Consider the following 22,110-nt stretch of genomic DNA (forward strand, 5'->3'; position numbering starts at 1 on the left):
AAAGTTCCTTCTTTTCATATTATAATGACATTTAACTTACCAGAAAGAAGGTGCAGCAGGTGACTCGCGAAGTGCGAACCGTCGTGTTCGATACCGATTTACAGCTCGAAGCCTATCAATTTGAAGGTATTATGCAGAAATTCCCCAATCATTTTCATGACTATTACGTCATTGGATTTATTGAGCAAGGCAAGCGCCATCTCGTATGTAATAACGAAGAATATATCCTGAACACTGGAGACATGATTATTTTTAATCCGCATGATCCCCATGCCTGCGAACAGGTGGACGGCAGAACTCTGGATTATCGCTGCATCAACATTCAACCTGAGGTCATGCGCCAATATGTGCTGGAAATTACCGGACAAGATTATTTGCCACGGTTTACTTCCCCTGTTCTCTATCAGAGCGAACATGTTACTTCTTTGCATGAGCTGCATCAGATGATCTTGGAAGAGCAAGCTGACTTTCACAAAGAAGAACTGCTGCTCTTTCTGCTGGAACAGCTGATGAGAGAATATGCCGATGCCGAACCGCCCATTTCCGCCCAGGACGTCACCATCGAGATTAGACTCATATGCGAGTACATAGAGACTCATTATATGGAGAGCATTACGCTGAACCAATTAGTCGAGTTAACAGGGCTGAGCAAATACCATCTATTGCGTTTGTTCACTCGGCAAAAAGGGATATCTCCCTACCGCTACCTGGAAACAATTCGCATCAATCAGGCCAAACGGCTATTGGAACAAGGCCAGCTCCCGATTGAGGTTGCAGCGCAGACCGGTTTCAGTGACCAGAGTCACTTTACGAATTTTTTCAAAAAGCTAATTGGCTTGACCCCCAAGCAATACAGACGCATCTTCAACCATGAAGTGGATCCAAAGCGCACAGCGGATGATCTGTTATGACAGGTCAGAACAAAATTTCCACTGGACACCTGCTAGCCTTACTTACGATCCTGATCTGGGGAACAACGTTTATCTCCACCAAGGTGCTGCTGATCGATTTCACGCCGGTGGAGATTCTCTTTTTCCGTTTCGTGATTGGCTATGGGGTGCTCTTCCTGATCTATCCGCGGTTAATGCGAATTACCTCACTCCGAGAAGAAATGCTGTTTATCGGTGCTGGATTATGCGGGGTTACGTTATATTTTCTCATTGAAAATATTGCACTGGTGTACACCTTAGCTTCCAATGTAGGTGTTATTGTTTCGATTGCCCCTTTCTTTACCGCAGTCCTTGCACATTTCTTTCTGGATGGAGAGAGATTGCAAAAGCGGTTTATCGTGGGCTTCGCCATTGCCTTGTCTGGCATTATCCTTATTGGATTCAACGGCAGTTTCATTCTGCAACTGAATCCGCTGGGGGATCTGCTCGCTTTCGTGGCACCTGCTGTGTGGGCAATCTACTCTGTACTCATGCGCAAAATAGGTGAACTTCCTTATCACACCATCGGTGCTACACGCAAAGTATTCTTTTATGGACTATTATTCATGCTGCCAGCTTTGTTCCTGTTCGAATTCCACTTCGATCTCGGGCGCTTCGCCAACATGACCAACCTCTCGAACCTTCTCTTTCTCGGACTGGGTGCCTCTGCCTTATGTTTTGTAACCTGGAACCGGGCAGTGAGTCTGCTGGGAGCCGTCAAAACAAGTGTGTACATTTATTTGGTGCCTGTCATTACTGTCGTCGCTTCTGCACTGATTCTACATGAACGGATTACCTGGATAACGCTGCTTGGCGCTCTATTAACGTTGCTCGGATCATTTATCTCAGAGAAGAAAGTACACAGAAAAGACCACCGTAGTACGTTGCCAGAACTTGAATAGTATATGGTTTCATCGTCCAAAACTCAAAGAAAGGCATTAATCCATTACGGATTAGTGCCTCTTCATTTTGCCAGGACATTGAGCAGATGCAACTTCTAATTCAACATGGACAGAAGATTCACCAGCTCCTGCTTCTCCAGATGTCTCCATTGTCCACGTTCCAGTCCATCCAGCGTAACATTCATAATTCGGATGCGCTCCAGCTTGAGCACTCTGTATCCCAAGGCTTTGCACATTCTGCGGATTTGCAGATTAAGCCCCTGAGTCAAAATGATACGAAATACGTTCTCACTATGCTTATATACCTCACACGGTTTCGTCACCACATTCATAATCTCAACCCCTTGCGACATCGCCCGTACGAATTCGTCTGTCACTGGTTTATCTACGGTTACTACGTATTCCTTGTCGTGGTTATGCTCCGAACGCATCATCTTGTTCACAATGTCCCCGTCGTTCGTCAGAAAAATCAATCCCTCGGACGCCTTATCCAGCCTGCCAATCGCAAAGATACGCGAGGGATAATTCACATACTGAATGATGTTTCCCTCCACCTGTTCGGCTGCGGTGCAGACAATGCCGATGGGTTTATTCAGAGCAAGGTAAACAGGCTCGCGATCATTGTAAGGAATATCCTGGCCATCAATGAGCACAATATCCTCAGGCTCCACGTCCGCTCCTTTTTCACATACTTTACCATTAATCGTAATGCGCCCGGCTGCAATTAATCGGTTCGTTTCCCTGCGGGAGCAGTATCCCGTTTCACTTATGTATTTGTTAATTCGCATGCTCCACCACCACTTTGTTCAATAGGTTAGTACCTTGTACTGATTTTCATCACACATCATCTCACTTATAATGAAACGAAGCAAATAAATTGTTATTCGGAGGTACATAGGTAATCCAAAATAAACTATGGAAAGGAGTTAACCATGGACAAAAAGTGTATGAGAGTCCTTAAAAAGTTATATTTTCACGCCAATGGTGATTATGACAGAGCACGTGAAGTAATGATCTATCAAACGGATACACTAACTCCTGCCGAACAAGATATACTGACTTCAGTGGGCTGGGTGGCTAATGATCTGGAGATGGTCCACCATGATGATATCATTCAACGACTAATCGCTTTCCAGCAGAATGAACGTCTATCCTGGTCAACGATTACCCAAGCATTTATTGCAGGTGTCGGGGGCAGTTATCCTCGAGGCATATCTACGCTCGCAAGCTACCATATGATGATTCACTCAGAGCCACATGCTTACGAAGAGACTAAACAGTTCCTGGCTTGCAGAGTTTGTGGTTTCAGTCATAGCGATGAGAGCTGGAAGAATCTATCCAATATCCGTTACGCCCTTCACCAAGGTTATGATTACAGTGGCACAAGCGTAGGTGCATACGCCGATCTGACAGAGTTTGTCACCTTACTTGAGCAAGGACCAATTAAACCGACTCCCGAGGATATCACCACATTCAATCAACTGCTTCGCATGCTGGATGAGGCTGAAGACGAAGAGTCTCCGGGGAAATTTGAGAAACGACTCACTGCAGAGAAATTAGTCAAAGGACACGCCGGGATTCGCCGAAGTATTCTTCAAGCGCTGTCCAGAGTAGGTGTACTGCCCAATCAGGTTCTCTCCCTCAGTACAGACCATTGGACCAACAACGAGCATATCCTGAACGGTGAGTTGCTGCTTAATAATACCAAAGGCCGCTCTGATATGGAGATGCCTTGGGCTGGCTGGCAAGGTAAACTAGGCGTCGATTGGGACAAAGCACGCAAGCTGTTTGGAAATGCGATTCAAGTCAAAGACTGAACGGTCAGCCCGTCATAATTAATGTGTTGTCCGTTTAAACAGCTTAATCCAGACACAAAGAGGAGTTTACCATGCACAAAGTTAACCAGCTTTCAATTGACCCTGATGTTCTGAACCAGAATACTGGCATATGGATTGGCGGAGAAATCGCATATGTTACAGATTGGCCGCTTAATCAGGAGAGCCAACCCTTGTTGCATCTGTTCTCCATTGATTGCAATACACTTTTACAACAGATGCATGTCCCTTCGTTGCCACCCGGGAAGTACATTTCGGTCTTCTCCACCTATTCCGCTTCGGAATACTTTTTGGACCAGGTAACCTATACGGGGGATGAGCTGGAATGGAAGGAGAATATTCTCGCTGGATGTACATATGTATCCGTATCTTCAGAGCCACTAACTTCCGTATGTCCCATTCAATCCATTCCTTTATGCGGAGTAGGATTGACGGAAGTAGAGATCGAGGAACAGGATTTCCCTGCCTTTTCATTTTTCTCTTCCATGCTACCAAACGGTGTGAACGGAATTAGCCATTTGTTAGAGGACTATCAATTCGTTGGTCAGATTTATTCCGGGGATTTCCCCCATCCCTATCAGGATATACTGGGACTTTCCGATGCAAACGGATATTTGTTATTACGAACTGGCCCTGCGACTGCTCAGGCACCCTTGGATGGAATTTTCTTTGTGCAAACTGCTTAGTGGGACGACAGCTTAAGTTAAATCATATTCGGATTAATGTTTCCGAACGTCAAGAAGTTTCCTGTCTATTACAGATAAGGAAACTTTTTTTGCTTCGACACGAAATCGTTTTAGGTTGAACATTGTGTGAGAAAGATCATTCATTCGTCAAAAGTTAACATTATTTTACAATAAAAAGCATGTACAATTGCATAATTATGGTATAAGTTATATACGAAAGAAACATTATTTACATAATATAAAATTTATATCCATCTTAGGAGGACAACTTATGAGAAGAATTTTCGCTTTAAGCTGCGGTTTTTATCTGTTAATCGGCATAACCAGCGTTGTACTCGGTGCACTTCTACCCGTTTTATTGACACATTATGAGCGTGGTTATAGTGATGGCGGATTTTTGTTGTTTCTGCAGTTCCTCGGTTTTCTTGTCGGGGTGCTCGTTGCTCCTTCCATGACTGCCCGCATCGGCAGAAAATCCATGTTAACCATCGCACTGATCTGTATTGTGGCCGCCTATGCCGTTCTCGGATTCTTGCCATCCTGGACAGTTGTTCTTCTTCTAACCATTATTGTCGGGTTTGGGTCTGGTATCATTGAGCCCTCCGTTGGTGCGTTTACGATAGAATTTACGGAAAATCAGAAAGCAGTAGCAATGTCCAAGCTTGATGTGTACTTTGCCCTCGGAGCACTTCTCATTCCGGCAGTCGCTGCCTTATACATTTGGCTGGATCTTTGGCATCTTACGTTTTATACCGTTTCCGCGTTATCCCTTATTCTAATGCTGTTATGGGTGACCATGCCCACCTCCGCCGCTTCTTATCTGAAACAAGCTGGTGAAAACACCGTTGGACATGCAACGGGCAGGGCCCAGTATTCCAGAAAACATATGGGGCTGCTCACCATCTTCGTCATCTTTTTCTTCGTTTACATGGGTCTGGAGTTAGGCCTGATGAACTTCCTGCCTTCCATCCTGGTCGAACGATTGCAGTTACAGGAGTCTGTCGCTTCACTCAGCGTATCCATCCTATGGATTGCCATGATTATCGGTCGTCTTTTTTCCGGAAAAATTGCTGAAGCTGTCAACTACATGCCTTTCCTGATCTGGAGTACGGTAGGTACACTTCTGTTCGCCGTTGCCATGGTGTTCGTTACGGGCCAATGGGCAACATACCTGCTAATCTTCGGAACCGGATTGTTCATGTCAGGGCTGTTCTGTATTGCACTGGTCTATGCCAACATTTTGATTCCGGGCATGACTGAGCGCACAACCAGCATCCTGATTGCATCAGGGGGTATCGGCGGCGCCATTCTGCAGTATGTAACCGGATGGAGCATGAGTGCATGGCCTGTAGTGAACACGATCTGGATTTTGGCCGGATTTTGTCTGATTTTGCTACTCACTCTCGTACTCTCTCATCTCTGGAATGTAAGGAACAGCGCCGTAAGTGGAACTCTCGCACATCAGAGTAAAGAGATTTAAACGTTGCTTCTTGAGAGGGGTGATGCCCGCGTAATCCGAAATTATTGATCTTCGTTCAGGCTAGTACATTACATTTATGGAGGGAATCGTATGCAAACCTTAACCAAAAACCGTTTCAGAACCGGACAAGGGATTAAGTTGATTGACGATGCAGGCGTTGAATATCTGGATGGTGTGTCCGGTACGTTCAACCTGTCACTGGGCTACAATCACCCGCATGTCGTGAGCAAAATTCAGGAACAAGTCGGCAATCTGACGCATATGTCTTCCTCCTTCACAGAACCGTATGTGGATGAAGTGCTCGATCATCTGATTGAATATGCTCCAAACGACATTAATGCCGGATGGATGCGGGATATTACGGGCTCAACCGCCAATGAATGTGCCACCAAAATTGCACAGAAATACACGCAATCCACAGACATTATCAGCCTGTACCTGTCCCATCATGGTCAGACCCAGTTTGCAACAGGCATTTCGGGAAATGCCTTCCGGCGGAAACGGTTTCCAAATTCGGCTGTTGCCAACTCCGTTCATGTGCCTGCACCATACTGCTATCGTTGCCCATTCAAATCCTCAAGCGGAGACTGCGGATATCAATGCGTTGAAGCTATCTCCGATGCCATAGAATATGCGAGTTCCGGCTCAGTCGCCTGCATGATTATTGAACCGATCCTCGGCAATGGCGGCAATATCATTCCTCCTGCTGGTTATTTCAAGCGCCTGCGTAAACTGTGTGATGAGTACAATATCATTCTTATTGCCGACGAAGTACAGACGGGAATCGGACGTACCGGGTATATGTTTGCCAGCGAACTGTTCGATATCCAGCCTGACATGATTACCCTTGCCAAAGGTCTCGGTGGTATCGGTGTGCCTGTTGCTGCGGTATTGATGCAGTCCCGATTAAATGTACTGGAAAAGCATGAACATTCCTTCACCTCAGGAAGCAATCTGATCTCTGTAACCGCAGCCAAATCTACCCTGGAGGTTGTATCCGAACCCGGATTCCTGGATGACGTGAAACGCAAAGGTGAAATTTTAGGTGGATTACTGCAAGATTTGGCCATGAAATATCCAAGCATTGGTGAAGCTCGCGGAGTCGGCCTGATGTGGGGATTGGAAATGGTGGGTGACAATAACGAACCGGATACGGATAAAACCAACGCCATTATCGACCGTGCCTTCACGGATGAGCATCTGATTTTAAGAGGATCACGTTACGGCTTCGGGAACGTAGTTAAGGTCAGACCATCGCTTACCACAACAGAAGATGAGTTGGTTGAAATTGTAGAGCGACTCGATTCGGTGCTTGCCAGCGTTCATTAATACGTTTCAATGCCATTGCTCGTAGTGGTCGTTTCGGTTACGAACCGTTCTTCTGATCGCTGTTATCCCTGGATTTTTTTGATTTCCCTTTTCCGAGGGAAAAATCCGTTGATAGCGTATGCTTCCGAAGCAGCTTTCTTTCAGAAAGCTTTAAGGCGAACGCTCCGCTTCTCCAGAATCGATTTCGTCCCCTTCACTACTTTCGTATCTTGTCAGAAACTGTTTTTAAAATGAATCGCTATAGTTACATTTCATATTATTATAAGGAGGTTTTAACATGTTAGCATTGGTATACAAATCGGCTTGGGATGTAGCGCTTGAGGAACGGCCTGTTCCAGAAATCGCAAGAGACAATCAGGTGCTGGTTCGAATCCGGGCAACGGGTGTGTGCGGTACCGACCTCGGTATTGTTAGTGGTAAATATCATGCGGTTCCTTCCGTTATTCTGGGTCATGAGTCTGCCGGGGAAGTCATTGCCGTGGGCTCTGCTGTAACGACACTGCAACCGGGCGACCGGGTTGTCATCGATCCTACCTATTATTGCGGGCAATGCGACATGTGCAGAACAGGCAGACAAAATCACTGCACACATAAGTCGGTTACAGAGACAGGTGTGAGTGCTGACGGTACATTTACGGATTATTATGTAACCGAGGATCGCTTTTTGTATAAATTGAAGGACCATGTGAGCTATGAAGAAGCGACCTTGACTGAACCACTGAGCTGCATGCTTACAGGCATTAATCAGATCCATCTGCTGCCGAATTTTAGAACGATTATCCTCGGCGCAGGGCCGATTGGTATTCTATACAGCTACGCCCTCGCTTCCAAAGGTGTCACTGGCTGTCTCGTCGACATCTCCGAAGAACGCCTGGCTATTGCAGGTTCGATTGCACCGGATCGCTGGGAGGTTCATTCATCCTTTGAAAATGCGATAGAGTCGCTGGCACCAACAACTAATCAGGTTGATATGATTGTGGATACGACAGGCGTTGTGGGCACACAAGTGCTCTCGCAACTCGCCAGCGGCGGTTATCTCATGCTGGTCGGTCTGAGAGATGGAAACACATCGTTCAATCCCAAGGAAGTTGTGGACCGCAGTCTGAAAATCATTGGCTCCATCGACTCCCTGGGTACATTCGCAACAGCACATTACATGATTGAGCAACAGATTATCCCGGCGAAAAAAATTATCACCCATTCGTTCCCATTGGAGGATTACGAAGAGGCATTCCGCACACTCGGCTGCGATATTCAGGGGCGCACACTTCAAGCTTCTTCACATGCCATCAAAGTGGTGCTGCAATCCAGCGGCTCCAGTATCTAATGTAGCAAGTTAATCATGATTGAGATAAATTAGAGATAATTGCTTACAGAATCCTGGAGGAGGAATACAACATGGTAGCAAACAAGGAGTTTGACGGGCTGGGAGAGTCGAAGGATGACAGCATTCAGGCGGTCATTTTTGACATGGATGGCGTACTGATTGACAGCGAACCGATTTATTTCGAGATTGAACGCAGCTCTTTTGCCCATTTTGGCGCAAAAATGACGGAGGAAGAACATCACACCTATGTTGGAGTTACGCTGGAATCGATGTGGCGGCAAGTGTTGGACAAGCACCAGTTGACGGCTACCGTGGAAGAAGCCCTCGCCTACCATCAACATAATGTGATGCAGACGATGCTGGCTCACCCGAAGCTGACAGCCATGCCTTCTGTGGAACGCTGGTTAAGCTGGCTGCATGAGCAGCACATTCCGATAGCCGTTGCTTCTTCATCTCCACGTGCACTGATCGATCTGATCATGGACAAGACCGGACTTGGAAAATACTTTGAGGTCCGAATGACAGGTGAGGAAGTCACGAACGGCAAACCGGCTCCAGATATTTTCCTGACTACAGCTGAAATGATTGGAGCATCCCCTTCGAACTGTCTTGTCATTGAGGATTCGCGCAATGGTGTTCAGGCCGCCAAAAGTGCAGGCATGCGCTGCATCGGATACCGTAATCCGGGATCAGGTGACCAGGACTTATCCAAAGCCGATCTTCAGATTTCCAATTACGATGAGTTATGGACGCTCAAGGATACACTTCCGTTGGAAGGCAGATCGCCAAGCTTGTCGGAAATAAACTAAGACGAAAATAAATAACCCAAACGGCTTCAATTCAATGGAATTGGAGCCGTTTGGGTTTTGCTTGCTGCAAATTTAACGCGAGAACGCAAACTCAAATATCGTCTAGACCGAAATATCCAGACTTCCACCCAAATTAGGATGAGGAGCCGGAACCGACTTTAACATTTCTGTTAGTTGTTGACCTTGCTGCTCTGCCATGTCTTTCGACATTGACATAACTTGCAAGCTCGCCGACTGCGCCACTGAGACTTGACTCATAGCCATTGATAATGCTGCAATATCCATGTTCTGCACTCCTTTCGTTTTCTGGTCAATAGGCATACCTATTTTATATCGGTCAGGTGGGAGGAAATATGTAATTCTCTCCTTCATGTCCATCAGCTTAACATTCGCCCCACCCTAAATCCCCCGAAGATGCTATAGCAATACAAAACATCAACCAATACGTATATGTTAAAATCATGGGGGAGGGTTGTTTATGAACGGAAAAAAATTTGTTATCTTTTTATCAGTCATCGCCGGACTTTGCGTCGGGTTATTTGGTGGATTTATCTACTGGGCCTTGTCCGGAGTCTAGAACATTTCTATGAAAAAGAGTCCCTAACCCAAGTATTTTAATACCCCCTCCGTTTCCTTCGCTCTCAGGGTTACTTTGGCTAATAACTGTTCCGGCTGCTGAAAATCCTCTTTGATCTCTGCCATCATTTCCTTCAACATCTCTTCCAGTTGCGCTAGTGTTGTCTCTTTAGGTAAAATTCGAGTTCTTGCGATCTCATGTTTACGAAACGAATCATCGTACGATGGAACTGTTTCCTGACCGAATGCACTTATTTCTAGCTCAACTTTTATTCCTTCCGACATTGATTTCACCTCTTCCCACTCATTTGAAGTTGATTAGGACTCAATCAATCCATATTTCACAAAACTGTGGTACAAACCATCTTCTTCGATAGTCCCAGTTATATCATCTGCAATGGCTTTGAGACCTGGCTTGGCATTGCCCATCGCAATCCCTACAGCACAGTACTCCAGCATTTCCGCATCATTCATGCCGTCCCCAATGGCGAGTGTATCTTCACGTGACATACCCAGATGCTCCAATAAATCTGCAATAGCAATGGCTTTATGAATGCCCGGGATCATCAGTTCACCGCTCCCTTCACCGAAGATGGGCACTGTGCACTGAATGACTTCGAATTTGCCTTCGAACTCCTGCTTGATTTGATCGAACGGAATCGTAGAGCTTTCCAGAAAACAAACCTTGTTAACGTCGTCCTTGTATAAATCGGCTTCACCATATGTCAAACCAGCAATAAACGGATGTGGCTTTTGTTCTTTTTTCGCTCTGGCACCGGGATCATTCTCTACATCCCCATAAATGCGACGTTCCAGATGAGATTGAAGATTGGCGCTGGCGTACAAAGCCGAATTGGATTCGAGGTAGAAGTCAATCTGGTGTTCATTGAAAAAATCGACCATATGTCGTACATCTTCTGCCGTTACCCTTTTGTGATACAGCACATCCTGACCGAATTCAACATATCCACCACCAGCACCGATCAGACCGTCAAATCCTACGTCCCAAATAGAATCATAGATTTCCGCCTTCGATCGTCCTGTACATAAATAAAGCAGATGTCCATTTTCACGTGCCTGTTTGCATGCCTGTTGTGCGGAAACCGGAATGTTGCCGTCATCATCTACCAATGTGCCATCAATATCTATAAAAACAATCTTTCGATTCGTTGTACTCATCTCGTATCCCCCATTAAAGTAATCCAAACGCATCACCCTATATTCCCCTTCGGTATCCGCAGTTCGTACATCAAATTAATCATAGTCATAATCACTTATTTTATAGCAATTTGTCCATATGCACCGTCTGCCAATCATCGTCCTGCTCCACTACAACCACATATCCCTGACGTTTCCAGAAATCCACGGCACCAGGCAAAAAGCGATGTGTATGCAAATACAAGGTTGTGTAGTGCAGCTCTGCCACCACTTTCTCCAGTTCTCTTACGAGGAGTGAACCGATACCGTATCTGCGATATTTAGAATCCACATAACATTTTACAATTTCGGCGGCAGACTGCTCAGGATATTGTCCATTCACAGCTTCGATACGCCCATCATAAGGCAGGATACCGATGGAACCCACGATCTCATTATCTTCCGTGACCGCAACTAGAAAGACAGTAACGGCTGAATCCAGATAATGTTCTTTGAATTGCTCCAGATCTACAGGTAATTCCTCATGATCCAGCATTGGAAATACTTCTTTGCGTACACGCATGGCAAAATCAATTGCATCTTTCATTTGGTGCTCTTGAATAGCTATCACTCTCGGGACCGCCTGAAGCTGTGTCACAAAATCCACATTCCTTATTCTTAGATTCGAGCCCGTTTTCAGCTCCGTATACGAACCCAAATAAGCGCAAGTTCGCTCTCTGCTTACAATTCTACCGAATTAAACTCTTCCTATCAATCTATCTAAACTACTAACCAAAATAGCAGAAAGCCCGCGCGATTTGATAGGGTTCGCATACGATAAGGCGTGTCATCAATCATATTCGAGGGGGAAGAACATATGTGGTTATCGCTTGGAATGTCTGCTGCAGCTCTGCTGGCAATTGGGTTCGTCTATCGTTATGTGGAAGATAAACTTGCCGCCAAAAAGTTTTATCCCCACGCACCCAAGCAGCTGTTAATCAAGTTCAAGGAAGGTACGACAGCTGACGAGATGCACACTCTGCATAAAAAAGCAAAATGCAACGTAGCCGAAACGTATGAAGATCTGGGCTGGTATCGCCTTGAATCAAGAAAGAAAATGCAATGTATGTTAAAACACTACAAGGATCATGTGCTCATTGAGCACGCTGAACCTAACTACTACCTTCAGGCATCGTTTACACCAAATGACCCGTTTTTCCCTTACCAATACAACTTGCAAAAAATCAATGCTCCTGCTGCCTGGGATATTTCCCAAAGTAACAGTTCGGTGAAAATCGCGATCATTGACACTGGTGTGCAGTTAAACCATCCAGAGCTCGCTGGCAAGCTCCTTCCCGGATACGATTACGTTGATTATGATAATATTCCCGAAGACGGTAACGGACACGGTACCCATGTAGCTGGAATTGCGGCTTCTATAACCAATAACGGAGTTGGCATTGCAGGTGTGGCACCACTCGCTTCGATTGTCCCGCTGCGTGTGTTGGATAACAATGGACAAGGTACAACGGGTAACGTCGGAAACGGACTTGTTTATGCAGCCAACAACGGTATTCAAGTCGTTAACCTGAGTCTCGGTGGACCAACGGGAGAAGCCTTTCTTCAGGCTGCCGTGCAATATGCATGGGATCGGGGCGCTGTCATTATCGCGGCAGCAGGTAATGATAATACTTCGTATCCGATTGTACCTGCATCTTATCCCAATGTCATTGCGGTAGCTTCAACCAATCCTTCCGACCTCAAATCGAATTTCTCAAACTACGGATCGTGGGTAGATATGGCTGCACCGGGTGATACCATTCTGTCCACATACCTGGGTGGCTCATATGCCTATCTAAGCGGAACGTCCATGGCCGCTCCCCATGTAGCGGGAGTAGCTGCATTGCTGGCTTCCCGTGGGAAAACTAATGCGCAGATTCGTGATGCCTTATGCTTCGCATCCGATCCCGTATCCGGCTCTGGTGTCTACTGGACATATGGGCGACTGAATGCCTATCAGAGTCTGCAAGTGCCATAACACAATTACATTCACTCTTGATGGCATGGATCATCGCCATTTCCGTTTCTCACGTATAAAGAAATCAAAAAAACCATGGGGCTTCTATCGAAGCTCCATGGTTTAAAGAAGTTTATTTGGTTCTACACTTTTGCTGCCCATATTTCGATTTCAATTTTAATTTCGGGTAGACCTAACTCCGTAATATATCCAATTGTCATCGCAGGATAATCCTGACTGAATAATTGTCCCCACTCAGCGTATAAGAAATCCCAATCGATCTTCTCCGTCGCCCATACGTTAACTTTGATAATATGTTCAGCATCTAAATGCTCTAATTCGAGTACTGTTTTAATATTATTGAATGTATTCGTGACTTGCTCATTCAGACCGTCCGGAAAGTGTCCGCTACGATCTGCTCCAATTTGACCCGACGTCACGAATAACTCTGCATTCCTCGGAATTCTTGTAATATGCGTGTACTGTCCTACAGGAGCTGGCATATTAGCTGGATTTTTTCTAGTAATTTTGTCGGTTTTCATGTTGATTACCTCGTCATTCTTAAGATTTTTCTGCGATATTCCCTAGTTTTCTTCCTCATTTGGGCACACTTCTCCCTTGGAATAGGTTCTAGAAAAAGACAGCAGTGGAGTATCCATATCCCGGAGATATAAACGCAAGTGATTTTTTCTTCATGATTGGATGCTCCTCCCTTCTTAAGTGACAAGATTCTCTTGATCTTTTCATTATATATATGAAACAAATTATGAGTCAAATTCATCCCTCATAAGCAAAGAGCAATCCCGTGTCAACGAGACTGCTCTTTGTAATATTCGAAAGGGACTAACCCTGGAGTTAAAAATAGTGCGCTCCATTATTGGCAATAACCTCTTTGTACCAATGGAAACTTTTCTTTTTCACTCTGCGAAGTGAGCCGCTTCCATCATTGTTCCGGTCTACATAAATGTAACCGTAACGTTTTTTCATCTCCCCTGTACCCGCGCTGACCAGATCAATCGGTCCCCAGCTCGTGTAACCCAGAAGCTCAACCCCATCCTGAATGGCTTCAGCCATCTCGGCAAAATGACGATTCAGATAATCAATGCGGTAATCGTCTTCAACGATGTCATTGTCTAGTAAAACATCCGTTGCACCAAGCCCATTTTCCACAATAAACAATGGTTTGCCATAGCGATCATACAGCTGGTTACAGGTAATTCGAAGACCCTTCGGATCAATCGTCCAGCCCCATTCGGAAGCTTGAAGATACGGGTTCTTCACTGAACCAAACACATTACCTTCGGTCGAATCCTTCAAAATCTCCGGATCGGTACTTGTACAGCGGCTGGCGTAATAACTGAATCCGATATAATCGACTGTATTCTGCATGAGAATATCTGCATCTTCCGGCTGCATATCAATCACAATTTCGTGTTCTCTGAAGAAACGCTTCGTATACCCAGGATACGCTCCTTTGGACTGAACATCGATAAAGAAGAACGACTCCCGGTCCTGCTCCATGGCTTTCCATACATCGTCTGGATTGGAAGTGTACGGATAGACCATGCCTGCTGCCAGCATGCACCCAATCTGTGCACCTGGAATGATCTCATGACAGGCTTTCACAGCCAAAGCACTAGCAACCAATTCATGATGCGCTGCCTGATAGAGAACCTGCTCTTTATTCTCACCTTCCTGGAGAACAATACCCGCTCCAATGTACGGAAGATGCAGCAGCATATTGATTTCATTAAACGTCATCCAGTATTTCACCTTGTCCTTGTAACGATCGAACAATGTCTTGGCATAAGTCTCAAAGAAACCAATCATCTTACGGTTCTTCCACCCGCCATACGTTTCGACCAGATGTACAGGGACATCAAAGTGACAGATTGTGACCACAGGTTCAATATTGTACTTCAATAATTCGTCGAAGACATCATCGTAAAACTGCAATCCCGCCTCGTTCGGCTCAGCGTCATCGCCATTAGGGAAAATCCGTGCCCAGGCTACAGAGAGCCTGAAGCACTTGAATCCCATTTCCGCAAATAGTGCGATATCTTCTTTGTATCGATGATAGAAATCAATCGCTTCATGCGAAGGATAAAACTCGCCATCTTTGGGCTCATATGAATTGAGATTTCCCAAAGCAATCGGGAAGCGATTAGCCCCCGTGGGGATCAGGTCAACCGTAGTTAACCCTTTGCCACCTTCAAGATAGGCTCCTTCAAGCTGGTTCGCGGCCGTTGCTCCTCCCCATAGAAAATTCTCCGGGAAGGCTGTTAATTTTTCATACATTCACGTCTACCTCCTATCCATAATGAACGTTCATTTAACCGAGCACTGTAAGCAATTTGTCTTTCTCTTTCACAGATGCATCCTTCGTGCCTACTACATCCAGATAATTGGACGTGTTCGTAATAATAATCGGTGTAACCGTCTCATATCCGGCATCCTTGATCGCTTGCAGATCAAATTCCATGATCAGATCGCCCACATTAACGCGGTCGCCATCTTTTACATGAGCTGTGAAATGCTGACCTTTCAATTGCACCGTATCCTGTCCGATATGAATCAGCATCTCAACACCATCATCAGTGACAAGTCCAATGGCGTGTTTGGTGCGATATACCGTTTGTACGACACCCATGATTGGAGATACGACTCTGCCGCTGGTTGGACGAATCGCAATCCCTTTACCCATATGCTCTCCTGCAAAGGTAACATCATTGATCTCTTTCAGTTCAACCACTTCACCAGCCATTGGGCTGAAAATTTCATATCTGTTGTTCGGGTTTGGATCAAGTACAGGTGTTGGCGCTGGAACTGCGTCTGCTTTGTCTTTGAAACCAACAACATACGTAAGAACAAAACCAAGGATGAACGCAACCGCTGTAGCTACAAGAGCCATGTAGAACCCGGAATCAACGCCTGTTTTTGAGTTGATGAAGGTCGGATAGCCGAATACGCCAAGTCCGCCAAACATGTACATTTTCGATCCGAATAATCCTAGAATTCCGCCTCCAATACCACCTGCGATACAGCTCATGATAAATGGTTTTTTCAGGGGAAGTGTCACACCATAGATGGCTGGCTCAGTTACACCGAAGATCCCCGAGATGAAAGCTGGAATACTTAATGATTTCAATTTGGCATTCTTGGTTTTTAACATAACAGCGAGTACTGCACCAATTTGGGCAAAGGAAGCGGCGAAAGACATCGCAACCACTGGGTCAGAACCGGACGTACTCAGGTTCAGAAGCATGACTGGTACGAGTCCCCAGTGAAGACCAAACAATACAAACACTTGCCACAAACCGCCAATGACCAAACCTGTAACGAGTGGGCTTAATTCATAGATGCCTGTTGCTCCCGCACCAATCAATTGACCTGCCCATGTGGATATTGGACCAATTACAAGGAATGTTGCAGGAACGATAACCAGCAGTGTGAAGAATGGAACCAGGAACGTACTAACCACTTTAGGAATAACATTTTTGAAGAATCTCTCTATTTTCACTGCAAAGAATGTAGCGATAATGATCGGAATAACTGATGATGAGTAATTCATCAGGATTACAGGAATACCCAAGAACGTAATGTGAATTGGTGATTCAAATAATGTACCTGCGAACAACGTATACAGTGGATCACCCGCAGTCAAACCGGACAGCGTAGGATATACGAGTGTAGCTCCAATCGCCATACCGAGGAACGGTGAGCCGCCAAATTTTTTGATGGCCGTATAACCCAGGAATACCGGGAAGAAGTAGAACAGACAATCGCCCGTTGCATTCAGCAGATGGTACGTACCTGATGTGTCCGCTATCCATCCGAAGGACAAAAACATGGCTGTAAAACCTTTGATCATCCCCGTCGCAGCCAGCAGTCCAAGCAGCGGAGTGAAGACACCAGAAATCATATCAATAAAGCGACTAAACAAACTTCCCTTTTTACCAGAACTTTCCTGCTCTTCTGGAACCTGGCCCTCAGCAGGCAGATTACCAGCTTTTACAACGGCTTTATATACATCCGGCACTTCATTGCCGATTACGACCTGATATTGTCCACCACTCTGCATGACGGTAATGACACCCGGCAGATTTTTAAGTTCTTCCGTTTTAGCAACGCTTTCATCTTTGAGTTTAAAGCGCAATCTCGTTACGCAATGGAATACACTGTTTACGTTTTTAGCTCCGCCTACACCAGACAAGATGTCTTTGGCCAGTTGATCGTAGTTCATAGTAATTCTCCCTCTCTAAGTAGACTCCCGATGCTTGTGAAACAAAGAAAACCTGAACTACTGAACATACACAACGCACCGAAAAATCCGGAAACAAGTCGTGATATTCAGCAATTCAGGTTTTGCCCTTAACGGTTGCAACCCTGTAAGGCTGTACACAGCGATATTCAGTTGTAGCATTAACAACTTCATCTTAAAGTAAGTTGCAACCCATCTTTACGGACCCAGAGTGGTCGGAAGTATCGGAATTGCCTGATTGAACAGTTACAATCCGATTGATGTATGCGCTTACTTTATGGATTCATAATATAATAACTTCTAATCTTTTGCAAGCGTTTTTTTAAGAATCTTTATTTTGTAATATCGTTACTCTGAAGTGGCATGCACCACACGCTCAATATGAATGGTTAAATACATCATTTCTTCGTTAGTCAGTTGATACGTGTAGTTATTTTCAATGAATTTTCTAATCTTCTCCGAGCACTTGTGCGCTTCAGGATACTTTTTCTGAATCATCTCGAATAACTCATCGTCGTTGTTGCTCTTATAATGCTTGCCTTTTACCAGCCGTTGGGCGAAAAACTTCAGATGAGTCACAAATCGATAATAATTCAATGAGTTCTCGTCAAAGTCCATTTTGAAATGATATTTGATGATCGTCAAAATCTCCTGCATGACCTGAGTCATGCTTCGGATGTTAGGCATCTCTTCGTTAAGTGCTGCATTTACAAAATGAAGTGCCATAAACCCCGCCTCATCTTCCGGCAAAAGCACACCAAACTGATCACAAATCATATTTAACGCTTCCAGCCCTACCTCATATTCGTCCTTGTAGAGTTGCTTGGTCTCCCACAGCAGTCCATTACGGATGGGCAGATTGTTACGATAACGTTCAATGGCAAAATGAATATGATCCGTCAGATGCAGATAGATACTCTCGTTTAGCTTTTTCCCAAGCTTCAGCTTGGCATAGGCAATAATCTCTTCAGACACTTTCATGTATTCCAGTGGTATGCTCGCGATTAATGCCTTGAAATTTTCCTGAATATTTTCATTCTGTAAAGTAAATATCTTATCAATATGCTGCTCCGACACCTCATCGCCGGCTCGCTTCTGAAAAGCAATTCCCCGGCCAATAACGATGACTTCACGTTCATCTTTAATCGCAACTACAGCATTATTGTTTAACACCTTCTCGATCTTCACTTTATCCACTCCAATATACAGAAAAAGGCAAACCGTGCCTTCCATGAGGTCACTGGCCTTGCCCATTTCACTTCAATGTTAACTATATGTGCGTTCATGGTATTACATTTTTCTACATTGTGCAACAAAAAAATCGATGATGCTTTCCACCTAAAAAAACACTTTCTGATTGCATAAATGAATCTGTTTATCTGCTTTGTATTTTTTTCTGTTTGCGAATAATCATTCTGTATCTATCTACCTTCCCATTATAAGCACTCCCTTAGCATGACGCCTTATCCAGGGAATTATACTTGCACCCAAAGCTCCAGATCCAGAATTTCAATACCTGTCTGTATTAGATCTGTATCATTCAGCCTACTCCTCTCCTTCCACTTCGTCCATTAATAAACCAAAATTTATAGATACGTTCATGAACATTTTCGCGCCAGTTCAGATAAAAAGTGCTTGCACTTATTCACTATATTTTGGCTAATATGCTTCTTGAAATTCTGTTGAATTCGGATCATAAATAAACAAAAAAGCCCTCCTTAGAGGAGGACTTAATGTGTCCGAATGATGAAAAATTGCATACAAAAAAAATTAATTATCATTATTTCGTCACGCTTTTCTCACTTTTTTGCAGATATATATCATCTCTCGAATCCATTGGCACTCTATTTCTTCATTTTTCGTGTAGTCGGTTCATCATGATTTATTCTTTTTGCTTTCCTTCTCCAGTTCTGCTTCGATTCTTCGATTAATGATCTTCAACTGGTCCGAATCCAAGTGTTCGATATCCGTTAACTGTTTATCGATCTGGTACTCTTCCGCTTCGCCCTTGTGCATCAATCCTAGATGATGCTTGATGGATCGAATATCCTCGCGCATACTCATGGTCTGACGATAATTGTCTGCAACAAGTGCAAATATAATCGCGCCTGCCAGAATCGTACCATATGGCATCAGAAGACACAGAACAAATCCTACTATTAAAGCCAAAATGATATACATGCTTTTCCCCTCCACTTTCAATTACAGTTTGAATCGTTCTTGGATTAGCTGTGCCACGTCTTTCGGGCTCTTGTCAGTGTTATTAATCCGAATATAATGCTCATGCGTAATTTCTCCAGGCTCGGAGTTCAATCGATATTTCTCCATACTCGAAAGCAGATCCTGCTCTGACCATTCGACATTACGCTTCGTTGCTTTGTGCAGCAGCCGATATGGGCTCTTGTTACGCTCCAATCGTTCCGCCAGATCAGCCTCCAGTTCAACATAACATACCTCTGCACCTCTGGACTCAAACAACGCACAGACTTTGCGAATGTACTCCCAATCCTCTTTCATATCGAATGCCCACACAAATGTAAAAATCAAACCGGGCAGCTCGCTCTTCGCCACTTCTTCAAAAATCTCCTGACGGAACAGATTAACAAGTCTCTTTCCTTGAGGTGTACCATAACTGAAATAAGGTGACACCAATTCAATCGTCATATGATTGTGAAACAATTTCAGATCGGTGATCTTCTCCAATTCCTGACCCACCGTCATTTTCCCTACAGCCTGTGGACCAAAAATAATGATGAACTTCATTCCACCACTCCTGACATTAACAACATGTATTCCATTACTTGAATTTTATGGACATTAGTCCATAATAACGCCTCTTCGACAAATAAAAAAGAGATATCAAGTCACCCGCTGAATGTTCAGGGCTTGAAATCTCTTTTTCGGTTTTACTTTATATTCATCGTTACACAGTCTGCCAAACGTTAACGTCCGATCAGGACCCATCCCCACTTCATTCGACGAAGTCCCATGGCAATAATCCATGAGAGCAAAATCGCCACAACATAAGACAGCATAATACCAAGACTGAAGTGTGGGGCGAGTTCCACGGTGAGTTCTCTTCTCCAGAACAAGAGCACTAATGGGTGTATTAAGAATACACCAAACGCCACCGTACCCAAAGAGTTCAGAATGCGAGTTGTCCGATTAGATCCATTCTGTTTCCATGCACCTATTCGTTCACATACGATCAGTAAGAGTAAGCAGGCTGAGAGAGTAAACAGATTACGGAATAGAAATAGCAACGTATAGGTTAGCGCCGGAGTTGCGGCGAAAGCCGTTTTTATATAAGTATTACCGTAAATAAACACTGCTCCTCCGCTCAACAATGCAGCAATCAGCACATAACGGTACGAGAACAATTTCTTCAAAGCCGCATCGAAGTTCAACCCAATCCATGCACCGAATCCAATAACAATTAGGTAACTGGGCAGCAAACTCCCCATCCGTGAGAAATGAAACTGCAAATGCAACGCGTAAAAAACAGCCTGCGTAGCAATAAAGAACAAAGGTAAATATCGATTAAACAAACGATAACGTGTTAACGATAGAAGTAGTGGAAACACCACATAAAATTGCAAAATAATCAGAAAAAAATATAAATGCGTGTGTGCAGTACCGGTTAACAATTGCTCCGAGAACTGCTTCACATGTGCCAGAGGTTCTTTGCCTGCTAGCCATTGTTTGACGATAAAATAAATGAGTGACCAGGCCAGATAAGGCACAAAAACATAAAATAATCGCTTTTTATAAAAAGCGGGCATCCAGCCCTTTTCCTTTATCTTGGAGCTGTAATTGTAGAACAACACCAATGAGGACAGAAACAGGAATGCAGGTACGGCGAATTGCAGAAAGCTGTTCCAAAAATAATAAAAGTTATGATCCAACGTGTGCTTGGGATAATGTGCAACTGCTGTTGAAGTCGCATGAATGGCGACCACTGCCATAATTGCAAAAGCACGATAGAGATCCAGATACTCAATACGCCGGGGCCGATTAACCGGTTGATTCATAATAAAACCTCACTTATGCCTGATAGGATGATAGTTTCCGGCCGCAATCCAGATTCTAACCTTTATTTTAATCAGCAGACGTGGGTATTACAATCATGATCTATATTATTTTTGTTAAATTACAACAAGATTCAGCATTATTCGACATTAGCTATTTACCTATCCAGAACCGCTCAACGATATTCCCGTCAGGTTCTACATAGTCTTGATCCTGGATGCCCCCGTTACGAAGAATAACTCTTCTGGATGCCTCATTATGTGCGTCACATACGACTAATACTTTGGGAATCCCAAGATCTTTGGTAATTTCCAAGGAAAGCTTGAGGATCTCTGCACCGTATCCGTTTTGCCTCTCGCCTGGACGAATTCCATAACCAATATGCCCTCCGCTATGGAACAGCTTCTCATTCAATTCATGTCGTATATTTACGGCTCCAACAACTCGATCACTCTCCGTCACGAGCCAGTATGTACTGTCCCTAACCCAGCCCTCAGGAATATCGATGCCTTGTTCACTGCGTTCCAAAAAAGCTAACATCTCTTCAAAAGGATAGGGCTCTTTCGAAATGACCCACGGTACCATTGATTCTCCGCTTGCAACCCAGTCTTCATAAAATGCTGCATACGTTTCTTTATATTCAGCTGAAGGTTTGACTAGTCTAACTTTTTCTTTGCTCATTCTAAATACGTCCTCCTTACTCATAATGTCTCTGTCCAAGTAAAAAAAAGAGAACCTGCGTGTGCAGATCCTCTACTCGGTCCAGCTTTCGCTATTATATTAGTTCACGATC

Annotated in this window: 22 protein-coding genes; 9 read left to right on the forward strand and 13 right to left on the reverse strand. The window is 44.4% G+C overall.

The features are described from left to right. The first annotated feature begins 59 nt into the window (after positions 1-59). Complete coding sequence (locus tag BLV50_RS09810) at positions 60-911, forward strand: AraC family ligand binding domain-containing protein (protein WP_090807250.1); 852 nt, start codon at positions 60-62, stop codon at positions 909-911. Next, positions 908-1,831: a DMT family transporter gene (locus BLV50_RS09815; protein ID WP_090807252.1), complete on the forward strand. Its 924-nt coding sequence runs from the start codon at positions 908-910 to the stop codon at positions 1,829-1,831. The genes BLV50_RS09810 and BLV50_RS09815 overlap by 4 nt, the downstream gene beginning before the upstream one ends. Positions 1,832-1,926: 95 nt before the next feature. Here BLV50_RS09815 and BLV50_RS09820 read toward each other — a convergent pair whose 3' ends face one another. Continuing rightward, positions 1,927-2,619 (reverse strand): pseudouridine synthase, encoded by a 693-nt coding sequence (locus BLV50_RS09820; protein WP_090807254.1) that lies wholly within the window; start codon positions 2,617-2,619, stop codon positions 1,927-1,929. Between the two features lie 159 nt (positions 2,620-2,778). On the opposite strand from BLV50_RS09820, the gene BLV50_RS09825 reads away from it, so the two are divergent. From BLV50_RS09825 to BLV50_RS09850, 6 genes are all read left to right on the forward strand, one after another. Continuing rightward, a complete protein-coding gene (locus BLV50_RS09825; protein ID WP_256337914.1) occupies positions 2,779-3,648 on the forward strand; it encodes a hypothetical protein in 870 nt (289 codons plus the stop codon). Between the two features lie 71 nt (positions 3,649-3,719). Further along, the gene (locus BLV50_RS09830) at positions 3,720-4,352 is read left to right on the forward strand and encodes a hypothetical protein (protein ID WP_090807258.1); all 633 of its coding nucleotides are present in this window, start codon (positions 3,720-3,722) and stop codon (positions 4,350-4,352) included. 271 nt (positions 4,353-4,623) lie between these two features. After that, positions 4,624-5,832, forward strand: a complete 1,209-nt coding sequence (locus BLV50_RS09835) for an MFS transporter (protein ID WP_063563106.1) — start codon at positions 4,624-4,626, stop codon at positions 5,830-5,832. Positions 5,833-5,922: 90 nt separating this feature from the next. After that, positions 5,923-7,161 carry an aspartate aminotransferase family protein gene (locus tag BLV50_RS09840; RefSeq protein WP_024630502.1) on the forward strand — a complete coding sequence of 413 codons (1,239 nt, stop codon included), beginning with the start codon at positions 5,923-5,925 and terminating at the stop codon, positions 7,159-7,161. 277 nt (positions 7,162-7,438) lie between these two features. Beyond that, positions 7,439-8,488 (forward strand): zinc-dependent alcohol dehydrogenase, encoded by a 1,050-nt coding sequence (locus tag BLV50_RS09845; protein ID WP_063563107.1) that lies wholly within the window; start codon positions 7,439-7,441, stop codon positions 8,486-8,488. A gap of 71 nt (positions 8,489-8,559) precedes the next feature. Then, positions 8,560-9,297: an HAD family hydrolase gene (locus BLV50_RS09850; RefSeq protein WP_090807260.1), complete on the forward strand. Its 738-nt coding sequence runs from the start codon at positions 8,560-8,562 to the stop codon at positions 9,295-9,297. 102 nt (positions 9,298-9,399) lie between these two features. Here the strand turns inward: BLV50_RS09850 and BLV50_RS09855 are convergent, their stop codons facing one another. From BLV50_RS09855 to BLV50_RS09870, 4 genes are all read right to left on the reverse strand, one after another. Further along, a complete protein-coding gene (locus tag BLV50_RS09855; RefSeq protein WP_024630505.1) occupies positions 9,400-9,582 on the reverse strand; it encodes a YjfB family protein in 183 nt (60 codons plus the stop codon). Between the two features lie 315 nt (positions 9,583-9,897). Continuing rightward, on the reverse strand, positions 9,898-10,158 hold the full coding sequence (locus BLV50_RS09860; RefSeq protein ID WP_079693962.1) for a hypothetical protein: 261 nt from the start codon (positions 10,156-10,158) through the stop codon (positions 9,898-9,900). A 33-nt stretch (positions 10,159-10,191) separates the two neighbouring features. Further along, positions 10,192-11,052: a Cof-type HAD-IIB family hydrolase gene (locus tag BLV50_RS09865; protein ID WP_064640777.1), complete on the reverse strand. Its 861-nt coding sequence runs from the start codon at positions 11,050-11,052 to the stop codon at positions 10,192-10,194. Positions 11,053-11,152: 100 nt separating this feature from the next. Beyond that, positions 11,153-11,641 (reverse strand): GNAT family N-acetyltransferase, encoded by a 489-nt coding sequence (locus tag BLV50_RS09870; RefSeq protein WP_256337915.1) that lies wholly within the window; start codon positions 11,639-11,641, stop codon positions 11,153-11,155. Between the two features lie 246 nt (positions 11,642-11,887). On the opposite strand from BLV50_RS09870, the gene BLV50_RS09875 reads away from it, so the two are divergent. Next, positions 11,888-13,048, forward strand: a complete 1,161-nt coding sequence (locus tag BLV50_RS09875) for a S8 family peptidase (protein WP_090807264.1) — start codon at positions 11,888-11,890, stop codon at positions 13,046-13,048. A 122-nt stretch (positions 13,049-13,170) separates the two neighbouring features. Here the strand turns inward: BLV50_RS09875 and BLV50_RS09880 are convergent, their stop codons facing one another. The 8 genes from BLV50_RS09880 to BLV50_RS09915 form a co-directional block, all read right to left on the reverse strand. Further along, positions 13,171-13,569: a RidA family protein gene (locus BLV50_RS09880; protein WP_090807266.1), complete on the reverse strand. Its 399-nt coding sequence runs from the start codon at positions 13,567-13,569 to the stop codon at positions 13,171-13,173. A 313-nt stretch (positions 13,570-13,882) separates the two neighbouring features. Beyond that, on the reverse strand, positions 13,883-15,325 hold the full coding sequence (locus BLV50_RS09885) for a 6-phospho-beta-glucosidase (protein WP_090807268.1): 1,443 nt from the start codon (positions 15,323-15,325) through the stop codon (positions 13,883-13,885). 34 nt (positions 15,326-15,359) lie between these two features. Next, the gene (locus tag BLV50_RS09890) at positions 15,360-17,270 is read right to left on the reverse strand and encodes a beta-glucoside-specific PTS transporter subunit IIABC (protein ID WP_090807270.1); all 1,911 of its coding nucleotides are present in this window, start codon (positions 17,268-17,270) and stop codon (positions 15,360-15,362) included. Between the two features lie 366 nt (positions 17,271-17,636). Beyond that, positions 17,637-18,476 carry a BglG family transcription antiterminator LicT gene (licT, locus tag BLV50_RS09895; RefSeq protein ID WP_063563219.1) on the reverse strand — a complete coding sequence of 280 codons (840 nt, stop codon included), beginning with the start codon at positions 18,474-18,476 and terminating at the stop codon, positions 17,637-17,639. Positions 18,477-19,163: 687 nt separating this feature from the next. Beyond that, positions 19,164-19,469, reverse strand: coding sequence for a hypothetical protein (locus tag BLV50_RS09900; RefSeq protein WP_063563113.1), 306 nt, complete (start codon positions 19,467-19,469; stop codon positions 19,164-19,166). Between the two features lie 21 nt (positions 19,470-19,490). After that, positions 19,491-20,051, reverse strand: coding sequence for a DEAD/DEAH box helicase family protein (locus BLV50_RS09905; RefSeq protein ID WP_090807272.1), 561 nt, complete (start codon positions 20,049-20,051; stop codon positions 19,491-19,493). Positions 20,052-20,230: 179 nt separating this feature from the next. Next, the gene (locus tag BLV50_RS09910) at positions 20,231-21,319 is read right to left on the reverse strand and encodes an acyltransferase (protein ID WP_090807274.1); all 1,089 of its coding nucleotides are present in this window, start codon (positions 21,317-21,319) and stop codon (positions 20,231-20,233) included. A 151-nt stretch (positions 21,320-21,470) separates the two neighbouring features. Beyond that, a complete protein-coding gene (locus BLV50_RS09915; protein WP_063563116.1) occupies positions 21,471-21,998 on the reverse strand; it encodes a GNAT family N-acetyltransferase in 528 nt (175 codons plus the stop codon). Positions 21,999-22,110 lie beyond the last annotated feature (112 nt).

This window comes from Paenibacillus sp. 276b, assembly GCF_900107875.1.
Classification (GTDB): Bacteria; Bacillota; Bacilli; order Paenibacillales; family Paenibacillaceae; genus Paenibacillus; species Paenibacillus marchantiae.